This window comes from Streptomyces sp. DSM 106670 (genome assembly GCF_055792845.1).
This window is the reverse complement of the sequence record NZ_CM147704.1, coordinates 372,106-385,077: the sequence shown is the minus strand read 5'-3', so window position 1 is coordinate 385,077 and position 12,972 is coordinate 372,106. Positions and strand designations below refer to the sequence as shown.

10 protein-coding genes, 1 pseudogene and 1 riboswitch are annotated in these 12,972 nt (G+C 73.5%); of the genes and pseudogenes, 7 read left to right on the top strand and 4 right to left on the bottom strand.

The window, feature by feature from the left end:
* Window positions 1–62 precede the first annotated feature (62 nt).
* The 6 genes from ACSMXR_RS01610 to ACSMXR_RS01585 all read left to right on the top strand — a co-directional run bounded on the left by ACSMXR_RS01610 (window position 63) and on the right by ACSMXR_RS01585 (window position 6,962).
* Window positions 63–2,075 (top strand): acyl-CoA dehydrogenase family protein, encoded by a 2,013-nt coding sequence (locus ACSMXR_RS01610; protein WP_473172327.1) that lies wholly within the window; start codon window positions 63–65, stop codon window positions 2,073–2,075.
* Window positions 2,076–2,190: 115 nt separating this feature from the next.
* Window positions 2,191–2,466, top strand: coding sequence for an acyl carrier protein (locus tag ACSMXR_RS01605; RefSeq protein ID WP_030082444.1), 276 nt, complete (start codon window positions 2,191–2,193; stop codon window positions 2,464–2,466).
* The gene (locus ACSMXR_RS01600; RefSeq protein ID WP_473171040.1) at window positions 2,463–3,695 is read left to right on the top strand and encodes a beta-ketoacyl-[acyl-carrier-protein] synthase family protein; all 1,233 of its coding nucleotides are present in this window, start codon (window positions 2,463–2,465) and stop codon (window positions 3,693–3,695) included. Before ACSMXR_RS01605 ends, ACSMXR_RS01600 begins: the two co-directional genes overlap by 4 nt.
* A gap of 94 nt (window positions 3,696–3,789) precedes the next feature.
* A riboswitch (cobalamin riboswitch) is annotated at window positions 3,790–3,976 on the top strand.
* 60 nt (window positions 3,977–4,036) lie between these two features.
* On the top strand, window positions 4,037–5,083 hold the full coding sequence (locus tag ACSMXR_RS01595; RefSeq protein ID WP_473171039.1) for an ABC transporter substrate-binding protein: 1,047 nt from the start codon (window positions 4,037–4,039) through the stop codon (window positions 5,081–5,083).
* Window positions 5,080–6,174: a FecCD family ABC transporter permease gene (locus ACSMXR_RS01590; protein ID WP_473171038.1), complete on the top strand. Its 1,095-nt coding sequence runs from the start codon at window positions 5,080–5,082 to the stop codon at window positions 6,172–6,174. Before ACSMXR_RS01595 ends, ACSMXR_RS01590 begins: the two co-directional genes overlap by 4 nt.
* Window positions 6,171–6,962, top strand: coding sequence for an ABC transporter ATP-binding protein (locus tag ACSMXR_RS01585; protein WP_473171037.1), 792 nt, complete (start codon window positions 6,171–6,173; stop codon window positions 6,960–6,962). The genes ACSMXR_RS01590 and ACSMXR_RS01585 overlap by 4 nt, the downstream gene beginning before the upstream one ends.
* 116 nt (window positions 6,963–7,078) lie before the next feature.
* Here ACSMXR_RS01585 and ACSMXR_RS01580 read toward each other — a convergent pair whose 3' ends face one another.
* Window positions 7,079–8,125 carry a PRC and DUF2382 domain-containing protein gene (locus ACSMXR_RS01580; RefSeq protein ID WP_473171036.1) on the bottom strand — a complete coding sequence of 349 codons (1,047 nt, stop codon included), beginning with the start codon at window positions 8,123–8,125 and terminating at the stop codon, window positions 7,079–7,081.
* Between the two features lie 228 nt (window positions 8,126–8,353).
* Between ACSMXR_RS01580 and ACSMXR_RS01575 the strand changes: the two are divergent.
* A pseudogene (locus ACSMXR_RS01575) lies at window positions 8,354–9,093 on the top strand (adenosylcobinamide amidohydrolase).
* Between the two features lie 6 nt (window positions 9,094–9,099).
* Here the strand turns inward: ACSMXR_RS01575 and ACSMXR_RS01570 are convergent.
* The 3 genes from ACSMXR_RS01570 to ACSMXR_RS01560 are packed head-to-tail and all read right to left on the bottom strand — an operon-like array spanning window position 9,100 to window position 12,951.
* Window positions 9,100–10,353: a sulfite oxidase gene (locus ACSMXR_RS01570; RefSeq protein WP_137230919.1), complete on the bottom strand. Its 1,254-nt coding sequence runs from the start codon at window positions 10,351–10,353 to the stop codon at window positions 9,100–9,102.
* A 16-nt stretch (window positions 10,354–10,369) separates the two neighbouring features.
* A complete protein-coding gene (metX, locus tag ACSMXR_RS01565; protein WP_381796343.1) occupies window positions 10,370–11,593 on the bottom strand; it encodes a homoserine O-acetyltransferase MetX in 1,224 nt (407 codons plus the stop codon).
* The gene (locus ACSMXR_RS01560; RefSeq protein ID WP_137230923.1) at window positions 11,590–12,951 is read right to left on the bottom strand and encodes a bifunctional o-acetylhomoserine/o-acetylserine sulfhydrylase; all 1,362 of its coding nucleotides are present in this window, start codon (window positions 12,949–12,951) and stop codon (window positions 11,590–11,592) included. The genes metX and ACSMXR_RS01560 overlap by 4 nt, the downstream gene beginning before the upstream one ends.
* Window positions 12,952–12,972 lie beyond the last annotated feature (21 nt).

Genomic DNA, 12,972 nt, shown 5'->3' with positions numbered 1-12,972 from the left:
TTTCGGGACGGCGGGGGGTGTCCTCGCCGTTCCTTGATCGTTACTGTGTTGTGACCGTCATGATGAACGACGCGGCCCCGCCGTCCACGAACGAGCTGCTCACCGCAGTGCTCTTCGGACCGAACTTCCGCCAGGAACACGGCTTCTGGCGGCGGCTGCTCACAACAGAACCGTTTCGCCGCCCCGGTGGCGGCACCCCCGACGAACGACTCGCCCTCTCTTACCACCGGATGCGCATCCTCAACAACGCGCTCGACAGCGGCGCGAGGCTGGCGGCCGACCCCCGGGCGCTGGCCGCCCTGCACGAATGGCTCGGCCCGGTCGACCCGGCGCTGACCACCGTGGCGGGCATCCACTACAACCTCTTCCTCGGCAGCCTCCTCGACCACGACGCGGACACTCTGCGGGACTTGTCGGACTTCCTCGCCCTGCGGCGCGTCGGCACCTTCCTCTGTACGGAGGTGGCGCACGGCAACGACGCGGCGGCCGTCGAGACGACCGCGACGTACGACCCCGGACGCGACGGCTTCGTCCTGCACACCCCGCACGCCGGGGCGCAGAAGTTCATGCCCAACACCAGCCCCGCCGGAGGCCCCAAGTCCGGTGTGGTGGCGGCCCGGTTGCTCGCCGACGGCGCCGACCGCGGGGTCTTCCTCTTCCTCACCCCGCTCACCGACGCCCACCGCGCCCTGCCCGGCGTACGGGTGCGGCGGCTGCCCGCCCGGATGGGCTCCCCGGTCGACCACTGTCTGACCTCCTTCGACCACTGCTTCGTCCCGCGGGAAGCGCTGCTCGCCGGACAGCAGGGGCGGATCGGCGACGACGGCCGTTTCCACAGCGAAATCCCCAACCGCAGAAGGCGGTTCCTCACCTCCATCGGCCGGGTCACCCCCGGCAAGCTCTCCATGAGCGCCTGCGCGGTCGGCTCGGCCCGGGTCACCCTGGCCATCGCCGTGCGCTACGCCGGTCACCGGATGATCTCCGGATCGCGCGCCGCGCAACGGGTCCCGGTGTACGCGCACCGCAGCCACCACGGGCCGCTGGCCGGGGCGATGGCCACCGTCTACGCGATGAGCCTGCTGCACCGCAGGGCCCTGGACCGCTGGGAGTCGGCCCCGGAGACCGACCGGGACGAGGCGGAGCGCCTGGTGGCCGTCGCCAAGGGGTGGATCACCTGGCAGGCGCGCGGCGTCATCGTCGAATGCCGTGAACGGTGCGGCGCCCAGGGGCTCCTGGAGAACAACGGCATGACCGAACTGTTCACCGGCATCGAGGGCGCGATCACCGCCGAGGGCGACAACCTCGCCGTGCACGCCAAGGCCGCCGCCGAGATGCTGTTCAGCGCCACCGCCGGGGAGGCGGACGCCGAGGACGGCCCCGGCGAGCTCGACGACCCCGCCTTCCTCGGCCGGCTCGTCGCGGCCCTGGAGAACCTCTGGTTCGCCCGGGCCCGGGAGCGGATGAGCGCCGCCCCGCCCGGCGACCCGCTCGGCCGCTGGAACGCCGCCTCCCCGGCCGCGCTGCGCGGCGTCGAGGCGTACGCCTACCGGCAGGCGGACGAAGCGTACGCCGAAGCCGTCGCCGCACTGCCCGAGGGTGAGGCGCGCGAGCGGCTGACCGAGCTGCGCAGGCTCTTCGCACTCCAGTGGATCGCCCGCAACAGCGGTGACCTGCTCGCCTCCGGACGGCTGACCGCCGATCAGGTCACCTTTCTGCCCGACGTGGTGGAGCGGGCGATCGCCGCGGTGGCCGCGCACACCCCCGCCCTGGTCGGGTCCTTCGCCCTTCCCGAGCGCCTGATGTCGGACTGGCCGATCGCCGGACCCGGTTACGCGGACGTCTACGACGACCCCGAGGGGCCCTGGCACCGGGGCCGCAGGGCGGGAATCCGGGGCCGCGCGGCGGAATTCAAGCGGCCCAACTGCGGCAGCAGGAGGCGCCCGCTGCGCGAGAAGGTGGCCGCGCTCGGCACCCGCGGGGTCCTGCTGGCGTACTGGGGAACCACCTCGATCCTCTCCCGATGGTTCGAGAAGCCGCAGGTGAGCGTAGACGAATCGGTTCGCCCCAAGGCGTAACCGGAAGATCGTCATCCAGTTATTTGGGGCGGTGGGTCGCTGCGTTCGGCCACCCGCCGTACGGGAAGACCCGAGCCGGCCAGATGCCGGTGAAACGCCGATGAGAGGAATCGCCATGAAGACCATCCACCCCAAGATCACCGAGGTACTCACCGGGACCTTCAAGGTGCCCGCCGCCGAGATCCTGCCGGAGTCCACCATGGACAGCCTGGAGATGGACTCGCTCGCGGTCGCCGAGTTCGCCGTCATCATCAAGGAGACGCTGGGCGTCGACGCGGACTCGGAGAAGCTGTACAAGGACGCCACGCTGGCCGACATCTCCGCGTACATCGACGCGGCCGTCGGCAGCGCGGCGGCCGATGCCACGGTGCCGGTGAGCAACACCCGATGAAGCGACCCGTCATCGCCGTCACGGGGCTGGGCATGATCACCCCGGTCGGCCACACCACCGACACCACCTGGGACGGAGTCTGCGCCGGGGAGTCGCCCGCCCGCACCGTCCCCGAACTGCACGGCTGCGCCGTCGACTTCGCCTGCACCGTCTCCGGCATCGACCTCGACGACGCGGTCGGCGGCCGGACCGCGTTCCGGATGGGCCGGTACGTCAAGTTCGCCGTCCTGGCCGCCCGGGAGGCGGTCGCCGACGCCGGGCTCGACCCCGAGCGGTGGGACGGCGCCCGGGTCGCCGTCGTGGTCGGCACCAGCAGCGGAGGATCCGCCGGACTCACCGAACAGGCCGTCGCCCTGGAGCGACGCGGCCCCGAGGCCACCTCACCCTCGGGCATCCTGCTGACCATCCCGAACATGCCCGCGGCCGAGATCGCCATCCGGATGAAGGCCACCGGACCCAGCCTCGCCCCGTGCACGGCCTGCTCGTCCGGGGTGACCGCCCTGTCCGTGGCCCGGGACATGCTGACGCTGGGCCACTGCGACATCGCCATCGCCGGGGCCACCGAGTCCATCGTGTTCCCGGTCGCGATGACCGGCTTCGCCCGCTCCGGCGCGGCGGCACCGCGGGACGGCGACCCCGCCCGCCTCTGCCGGCCCTTCGCCGCCGACCGGGCCGGAATCGTCATGGGCGAGGGCGCGGCCGTCATGGTCCTGGAGCGGGCCGAGGACGCCCGGGCCAGAGGCGCCTCCCCCCGGGCGCTGATCGCGGGCACCGGCGCCACCACCGACGCCCACCACCCCACCAGCCCCCACCCCTCCGGGGACGTGGCGCGGGCGGCCGTCGACGGCGCGCTGCGCGACGCGGGCTGGCGGCCCGAGGACGTCGACCACGTCAACGCGCACGGGACGTCGACCCCCCTCAACGACGCCACCGAAGCCGCCCTCATCGGCCGGGCCTATCCGCACCGGCCGCCCGTCACCGCCCCCAAGGGCGTACTGGGCCACTGCATGGGCGCGGCCGGCGCCATCGAGGCGGGCCTGACGATCCTCACGCTCCAGCACGGGATGATCCCGCCGATCGCGAACCTGGACGCCCCCGCGCCCGGGTTCGACATCGACTGCGTCACCAAGACCCCGCGCGAGGTGCCGGTACGGCGGGCCGTCAGCCACTCCTTCGGCTTCGGCGGCCAGAACGCGGTGATCGCCCTCCAGGCGCCGGACACGCCCTAAGTCCGCCCGGGCCGGTGCGGCGGGCCGATCCCGCGCCGCACCGGCCCCGCGCCCAGCGGCCCGCCGCACCGCGCCTGATCTGCGGGAAGCCGCGTGATAGCTTGCCGGGGCCAGTCGAACCCCAGCGACGGGGTCAGGGAATCCGGTGCGAAACCGGAACTGACGCGCAGCGGTGAGGGGGACGGGCGGGGCCACGGCCACTGGAGCACCCACCTGCTCCGGGAAGGCGTCCCGCCCGGACGAACCCGAGTCCGAAGACCTGCTGGCACCCGCGCCCGCACCGGGGCACGGGAACCGTACGACGGGCTCCGCGGCTGGGCCCAGAGACACAGAGGTCCTTCGTGCTGTCCACGGCCACCCCCGCCCCGATACGTACCGCCGCCCTGCTCGCGGCGGGACTCCTCCTGCTGACCGCCTGCGGCGGGGGCGAAAGCACCGGGGCCGCCGACGGGAAGAAGACCGAGGGCTTCCCGCTCACCCTCCAGAACTGCGGGCGCACCGTCACCGTGAAGGCCCCGCCCCAGCGGGCCGTCTCCGTCGACCAGGGGTCGACCGAGATCCTGCTCTCGCTCGGCCTCGCCGACCGGCTCGCGGGCACCGCCACCTGGAGCGACCCGGTGATGAAGGGCCTGGAGAAGGCCAACGCCGGCGTCGAGCGCATATCGGAGAACCGGCCCTCCTCGGAGAAGGTCCTCGACAAGGAACCCGACTTCCTCAGCGCCTCCTTCGCCTCGACCCTCGCCAAGGGCGGCGTCGCGCCCCGCGAACAGTTCGAGAAGCTCGGCGTCCCGACCTACATCTCACCCGCCGACTGCGTCGGCAAGGACAACAGCGGCAGCGGCGACGGAGCCCGTACCGCACCGCTGACGATGGACAGCGTCTACACGGAAGTCCGCGAACTGGCCCAGGTGTTCGGCGTCCCCGAGCGTGGTGACGCCCTGGTGAAGAAGCTCCGGGCCCGCGTCGACAAGGCCACCGAGGGCGTCGACGCCTCCGACGCCTCCCTCCTCTACTGGTTCTCCGACTCCAAGGCCCCCTACCTCGCGGGCTGTTGCGGCGCCCCCGGCGTCATCACCAAGGAACTCGGCGCGAAGAACGTCTTCGACGACACCCACGACGAATGGCCCCAGATCAGCTGGGAGACCGTCGCCGACCGCAACCCCGACGTCCTGGTCATCGGCGATCTGAGCCGTACGACGCAGACCGCCGAGAGCGCCGAGAAGAAGATCGAGTTCCTGGAGTCCAACCCGGTCACCAAGACGATGGACGCCGTCAAGAACCGCCGTTACGTGCTGCTCAGCGGCCAGGCCATGAACCCCACCATCCGGACCGTCGAGGGCCTGGAGCGCGTCGCGGCCGGACTGCGCGACTTCGGGCTCACGGGGTGAGCACCGATAGCCGTACGGCCGTGAAGGCGGCCGACGCGCCACCTGGCACCGCCCGCCCGGACGGTCCCGGCCGGGGCGGCGTGCCGCTCACCGTGCTGCTGTGGGTCGGCGGCCTGCTCCTCCTCCTGGCCTCCGTCGCGGTCGCCGTCACCATCGGGCCCGCCCGGATCTCCGTGCCCGACGTCTGGTCCGCCGTCGCCGCGCACCTCGGGTTCGGCGCCAGTGACCTCAGCCCGATCCGGGACGGCATCATCTGGAACCTCCGCATGCCCCGCACCCTCCTCGCCGCCGTGTGCGGCGCGGGGCTCGCGGTGTGCGGCACGGTGATGCAGTCCCTGCTGCGCAACCCGCTCGCCGACCCCTTCGTCCTCGGCGTCTCCTCCGGAGCCTCGACCGGGGCGGTCGTGGTGGTCGTCCTCGGGGTCGGCGGGGGAGCGGTGTCGCTGTCGGCCGGGGCGTTCGTGGGGGCCATCTGCTCGTTCGCCCTGGTGCTGCTGCTCAGCCACACCCTCGGCGGCTCCACCGACCGGGTCGTCCTCTCCGGCGTCGCCGCGATGCAGCTGTTCTCCGCCCTCACCTCCTTCGTCGTGATGACCTCCGCCGACGCCGAGCAGACCCGCGGGGTGCTGTTCTGGCTCCTCGGCTCGCTCAGTGGCGTCGGCTGGAGCGAGGTCGTCCTCTGCTCCGCCGTGCTCGCCGTCTGCCTGGTGGTCTGCCTGGCCCACGCCCGTACGCTCGACGCCTTCGCCTTCGGGCAGGACGCCGCCGCAGCGCTCGGCGTGAACGTCGCCCGCACCCGGATCGTGCTGCTCTGCACCACCGCCCTGCTGACCGCCGCCGTGGTCAGCGCGGCCGGGGCGATCGGCTTCGTCGGCCTGGTCCTGCCGCACGCGGCCCGCGCCCTCACCGGCTCCGGGCACCGGCGGCTCCTGCCGGTCACCGCACTCGCCGGGGCGATCTTCCTGGTGTGGGTCGACACCCTCGCCCGGACCGTCCTGGACCCGCAGGAGGTACCAGTCGGCGTCGTCACCGCGCTGATCGGCGTCCCCGCCTTCGTCCTCGTCCTGTACCGCACCCGGAGCACGTCATGAGCCGAACCACGCACGGTTCCGGAGGCCTGCGGGCCGAACGGGTCGGCCGGGAGGCGGGCGGCCGGCTCATCCTCGACGGCGTGGACATCGCCCCGCCGCCCGGCTCCACCGTCGGACTCATCGGCCCCAACGGCTCCGGAAAGTCCACCCTGCTGCGGATCCTCGCGGGCCTCCTCGCCCCGGCCACCGGTGTCGTCACCCTGGACGGGAACCCCCTCGCCGGGCTCGGCCGCCGCACCGTCGCCCGCCGGATCGCCGTCGTCGACCAGCACGCGGTCACCCAGGTCGACCTCAGCGTCCTGGACGTCGTACGCCTCGGCCGCATCCCGCACCGCCGCGCCTGGTCCGCCCCCGACCGCACCGACGAGGACGCCGTCGCCGAGGCACTGCGGCGCACCGGGCTCACGGACCGGTCCGGCCAGTCCTGGCACACCCTGTCCGGAGGCGAACGCCAACGCGTCCAGATCGCCCGCGCCCTGGCCCAGCAGCCCCGCGAACTCCTCCTGGACGAACCGACGAACCACCTCGACATCCAGCACCAGCTGGACCTGCTCGCTCTGGTCGCCGAACTCCCCGTCACCAGCGTCGTCGCGCTGCACGACCTCAACCTCGCCGCGATGTTCTGCGACCGGATCACCGTGATGAAGGCCGGCCGGGTCGTCGCGGGCGGCACCCCGGCCGAGGTCATCACCGGCGAACTCATCGAGGACGTCTACGGGGTCCGGGCGGTCGTCACCCCGGAAGGCCCCGACGGACGCCCCTCGGTACGGTTCCTGCCGCGCCGCTGACCGGCCGGGCGGCAGCGGAAACGCCCCCGGACAGCCCGCCGGGCGGACCCGTGTACGAGTCCGCCCGGCGGCCGAGGACGTGGGAGCGGCCGTATGGCCACCTGAGGAGGTGCTGGTCAGCGGCGTCGCCCCTGGCCGAACTCGCCACCGGCGTCCTTGCCGGTGCCCATGTCCTTGCCGTCCGCGTAGTCGATCTTCTCCTTGCGGATCTCGGCGGAGACTTCCTTCTGCTCGGTGACCCGGTTGGTCTCCAGCCGGACCCGTTCCACCGGCACGGCCTCCTTGCGCACGGTGGCGCGCTCCGCGTGCAGGGTGACCTCGACGTCCTGCTCACCGAGGTCCGTCGTCCCGACGGTCTTCTCGCCGGGCTGGAGCGGTTCGCGGACCACGCGGACCTCTTCGTGGGACACGGGCACGGTCCGGGTGACCTCCTCGGTCACCACGTACTTGTGCAGCCGCGCCCTGCCGCTCTCGTACTCCTCCTTGCCGACGTGCAGCTGCTCCTCGGAGCGGATCATCTCCTCCTTGCCGCTCATGTCGGCCGCCCGGGACGTGCCCGCTCCGGCGCCCGCCAGCGGGCGTTCCGTGGCGGAAGCCTCCGTGTCGCGGTGCCTGCCCGTACCGCTGCCTGCTCCTGCCATGCCCGCAGCTCCTGTCGTTCCCGCGCCGGCCATCCCGGCGCTCGTCCCGGTCGTGGTCGCCTTCCCGGTCGCCTTGGCTCCGGGGGCCGTTCCGGCCGCGCCTGCCGCACCCGCGGCACCGGCCGCGCCCATCGCCCCGGTCCCGGCGGTGGTCGGCGCGTCCATGCCGGCCGACCGGTTGTCGCCGAGGTTGCCGGACTTCCTGGTCAGGCCGTAGTGCCGGTACAGCTCTTCCTCCTCCGCGACGGAGAGGTGCGCGTCCGCGTCCACCCGCGGCGCGTCCTTGACGCTGTCCTTCGGATGGGCGACGTGCAGGTCGGAGCCCACTCGACGGGCTCCGGCGAGCGGGACGAAGCTCTCCTTCATGCCGAACAGACCGGTCTTGACCGTGACCCAGTCGGGCTTGCCGGTGTCGTCGTCGACGTACACCCGGCCCACACTGCCGACCTTCTCGCCGTCGTTGTCGTACACGGTCAGACCGTCGAGTTCTCCGGAATCCGTGAAACCGTCAGCGGCTCCCATAACCGATTCCTCCTCTCGGGCACGCCCTGTGGTTGGCTCCACCGGAGGTGGCGCGTCCGGATTCCATCGCGCCTCACCCGCATGCACGCTGCAACCGCCCGCTTGCCCGGATCTAGGTCCCCGAAGGCCCGGTGCGGGGCCTTGGCCCCGTGCGGCGGTGCCGGGCCGCCCCGAAAGCTGTTAGGCCAAACGGGTGAGGGCGCAGGTCCCGCATATGATCGGCGGACCGTGGCGGCCGTACGACGGACCACCGCCGACCTGCCGAACCAGCCGACCCGCCGAGCCACCAGGGGTGCGCCATCTCCTCCGTACGCGTCCGGCTGCCCGCGCAACGCGGCGAACTGCGCGACCGGCACGAGGACGGGCACCGCCTCCACCACCTCCTCTGGCGGCTGGGGCCCGGTGTCCGGGTCTGCAGCAGCGCGGTCCTCGGCGGCGGCATCGGCCCCCGGGCCTGGATCCTCAACGCCCAGGTCCCCGGCGGCTACCCGCGCCTCGACCCGGACCGCCATCTCGCCGAGATCGCCGCGGCGGAGGGGCTCACCGGCCCGGGCGCCGGCCTGATGACCGCCGCCGACGTCGCCGCTTACACGACCGGCCACGACGGCGGTGTCACGGCGACCGTCACGGCGGGTCTCGGTGTACGGGGCTGGGCGGCGGCCCCCGACGACGGCCGGGCCTCCTCGTTCCGGCCCGGCACGGTCAACATCGTCGTCACCCTTCCGGTCGCGCTCTCCGACGCCGCTCTCGTCAACGCCGTCGCCACCGTCACCGAGGCCAAGGTCCAGGCACTCCTGGACGCCGGACTCGACTGCTCGGGCACCCCCACCGACGCCGTGTGCGTCGCCGCCCCCGAACCGGGGCCCGACGGGGGTGAACCCTTCGCCGGACCCCGCTCCACCTGGGGCGCGCGGATCGCCCGCGCCGTCCACACGGCCGTACTGGCGGGAGCCCGCCCGGCGGCGTGACGGGACTCAGACCACCGTCACCGGGTGCCGCACCACCGCGTCGAACAGATAGCCCTGGGTGTTGTGCGCGGTGGCCACCGGCTGCCTGCGCCCCGAACGGTCCGTCGCCCGCGCCAGCAGCACGGCAGGACCCCGCTCCCTCGGCACCCAGTCCGCCGTCCAGCGCACCCAGCTCCCGGCCCTCGGCTCGTCCCGCAGCCGGGCCGTCCGCCAGTGCGTACCGCCGTCGGTGCTGATCTCCACGGCCCGCACGGGAGCCCCGCCCGACCAGGAACGCCCGGTCAGCAGCGCACGCCGGTGGGCGCGGAACGAGGCCCCGGGGGCCAGCTCGAAGGCGCTCTTCAGCGTCTGCCGGGTCAGCGGCGCGCTGCCCTCGGGCGGATACCCGGGACCGAACAGCCGGTAGAGGCCCGTGTTCCACGGCGTGAGCAGCGGCTCGGCGCTCACCTCGATGTCGCCGACCCACTTGATGTTGGCGATGCCCACCCACGACGGCACGATCAGCCGGACCGGGTGGCCGTGGTCGGGCGGCAGCGGCTCGCCGTTCATCCCGTACGCGAGCAGGACGTCGTCCAGCGCCTTCGCCACGGGCAGCGGACGGCGCACCCGCCCCAGGTTCACCCCGTCGGTGACGACCTCCGCGTCCAGGCCGCGCGGCAGGACGTCCACCGCGTGCCGCCCGATTCCCGCCCGGCGCAGCACGTCCGCCAGCCGCACCCCGCGCCAGCGCGCCGTCCCGATCGCCCCGAGCGTCCACGCGGTGCCGCTGACCGCCTGGCCCTGCTGCGAGGTGAAGTAGCTGCGCCCGTTGCCCGCGCACTCCACGAACGCGGTCCGGGTCACCGAGGGCAGGGCCAGCAGATCCGCGAACGTGAAGTCGACCGGGCCGCCGCGCAGCCCGTCGCCCCACACCGTCAGCTTCCAGTCGGCCCGGTCGATGCGCGGGGTGGCGGTGTGATTGCGGACGAAGAACCGGTCGGCCGGGGTCAGCAGCCCGGTGTCCCGCAGGGCGTCGAAGTTCGTCTCCGCGTTGGTGCCGCGCAGCGTGAACAGCTCCGGCGGCAGCGGCTTGACCACCCCGGGCAGCCCGTCGGCCGCCCGCGCCGGTGCGGCGACCGAGGCGAGCGGTACGGCGGCGGACGCGGCCGCGACCAGCTTCAGCAGATCGCGGCGCTCGATCCCGGCGGAGCGCGCCCGGCCCCGGGACCACTGCCGCATCCGTATCCGGTCATAGGCGTCCTCGGTCGGCACCGGGCTCATGGAAACTCCTCGTGGGTCAGGTCAGGGGTGACGTGGGGGTGGGGACGGGGTCGGGGTCGGAGGCGGGGACGGTACGAGGTTGCGGGAGCGGCGCGAGCAACTCCCGTACGAGCGCGCCCACCTGCTCCGTCTCGATGAGGAAACCGTCGTGCCCGCAGGGCGAGACGATGGTGCGCGACGCGTCCGCCCCCGGCAGCAGTGCCGCCAGCCGCTCCTGCTGCGTCAGGGGGTACAGCCGGTCCGAGTCCACCCCCGCGACCAGGGCGGGCATGTCCGCCCGGCGCAGCGCACGGGCGATCCCGCCCCGGCCCCGGCCGACGTCGTGCCCGTTCATCGCCTCGGTGAGCGTCACATAGCTCCCCGCGTCGAACCGGCGGACCAGCTTGTCCGCGTGGTGGTCGAGATAGGACTCCACCCGGTAGCGGCCGCCGTGCGCCGGCTCCTCCCCGGGCTGCGCCCGGCCGCCGAAGCGGGCGTTGAGCTCGGGTTCGCCGCGGTAGGTGATGTGGGCGATGCGGCGCGCCTGCCCGAGGCCCCGGTGCGGTCCGTCGCCCGGGGACGCCCGGTGGTAGTCGCCGCCCCGCCACCCCGGGTCGGAGCGGATCGCGGCGATCTGCACCGAACCCCAGGCGATCTGATCGGCGGACGCGGCGGCCGGGGCGGCGAGGACGAGCAGCGAACCGGTCCGCTCGGGCCTGCTCACCGCCCACTCCAGGGCCCGCATGCCGCCCATCGACCCGCCGACGACGGCCGCCCACCGGTCGATGCCCAGCGCATCGGCGAGCGCCGCCTCCGCCGTCACCTGGTCCCGCACGCTCAGATACGGGAAGAGGGACCCCCACGGTGTGCCGTCGGGCCCGAGGGAGGACGGGCCGGTGCTGCCCTGGCAGCCGCCCAGGACATTGGGCGCGACGACGAACCAGCGGTCGGTGTCGAGCGCCCGGCCCGGACCGACCAGCGCGTCCCACCAGCCGGGCGTCGGGTGGCCCGGCCCCGCGGGCCCGGCGACATGGCTGTCGCCGGTCAGCGCGTGCAGCACCAGCACGGCGTTGGAGCCGTCCGCCGCCCGCTGCCCCCAGGTCTCGTAGGCCAGGCGCACCCCCGGCAGCCGGACTCCGGACTCCAGGGGCAGCGGATCCTCGATCGCCGCCCAGCGGCGACGACCGGGCGGGTCCCCCTCGCGCCGGCCGCCGGAGGCCGGCGCGAGGGGGAGTGCGCGGTGCGCGGCCGTCCGGTTCAGGACGCCGCCTTCGCGGCCCGGAACCCCGCCTCCAGATCCGCCTTGAGGTCGTCCACGTTCTCCAGCCCCACCGAGAGCCGCACCAGCCCGGGCGTGGCGCCGGTGGCGACGAGCTGCTCCTCGGTGAGCTGACTGTGGGTGGTGGAGGCCGGGTGGATGATCAGGCTCCGTACGTCACCGATGTTGGCGAGGTGGCTGAACAGCCCGACGGCGTCCACGAACTGCCGGCCCGCCTCGGCCCCGCCCGTCAGCTCGAAGGCCAGCACGGCCCCGGCCCCGCGCGGCAGATAGCGCTGCCCGGCCTCGTACCAGCGGTTCGACTCCAGACCCGCGTAGTGGACGGTCTCCACCTCGTCGCGCCGCTCCAGCCAGCGGGCGAGCTCCAGCGCGTTGGAGGTGTGCCGCTCCAGCCGGAGGCTGAGCGTCTCGATGCCCTGGAGCAGCAGGAACGCCGAGTGCGGAGCGAGGGCGGGGCCCAGGTCGCGCAGCAGCTGCACCCGGAGCTTCACCGCGAACGCGCTCGGGCCCAGGTCGGGCCAGTAGCGCAGTCCGTGGTAGCTCGGGTCGGGCTCCTGGAAGTCGGGGAAGCGTTCGGCGTGCGCCCCGAAGTCGAACGTGCCGGCGTCCACGACCACGCCGCCGATCGTCGTGCCGTGTCCGCCGAGGAACTTGGTCGCCGAGTGGACCACGATGTCCGCACCGTGCTCGATCGGCCGCAGCAGGAAGGGCGTCGGCACGGTGTTGTCGACGATCAGCGGCACCCCGGCCTCGTGCGCGGTGTCCGCGACGGCCCTGACGTCCAGCACGTCGCCGCGCGGATTGCCGAGCGTCTCGGCGAAGAACGCCTTCGTGTTGGGCCGGACGGCGGCCCGCCACGACTCCAGGTCCTCCGGGTCCTCGACGAACGTCACCTCGATGCCGAAGCGGGGAAGCGTGTGGCGGAAGAGGTTGTACGTGCCGCCGTACAGCGAGGGGGAGGAGACGATGTGGTCCCCGGCCCCGGCCAGCGTCAGGATCGCCAGCGTCTCGGCGGCCTGCCCCGAGGCCAGCGCGACGGCGGCGACCCCGCCCTCCAGAGCGGCGATGCGCTGCTCCAGGACGTCCTGGGTGGGGTTGTGGATGCGGGTGTAGATGTTGCCGGGCTCGGCCAGCGAGAACACGTCGGCCGCGTGCTTCGTGTCGCGGAAGACGAAGGACGTCGACTGGTAGATCGGCACCGCGCGGGCGCCGGTCGTCGGGTCCGGGGCGGCGCCGGAGTGGATCTGCTTGGTCTCGAACGACCAGGCGGCGCCGGGGTCCTGCCGGTTCTGGTCCTCGGGGGTGTGGCCTGCGGTGACGGAGTCGAGGGGCTGGCTCATGTGGTACCTCGCACGGGGGTG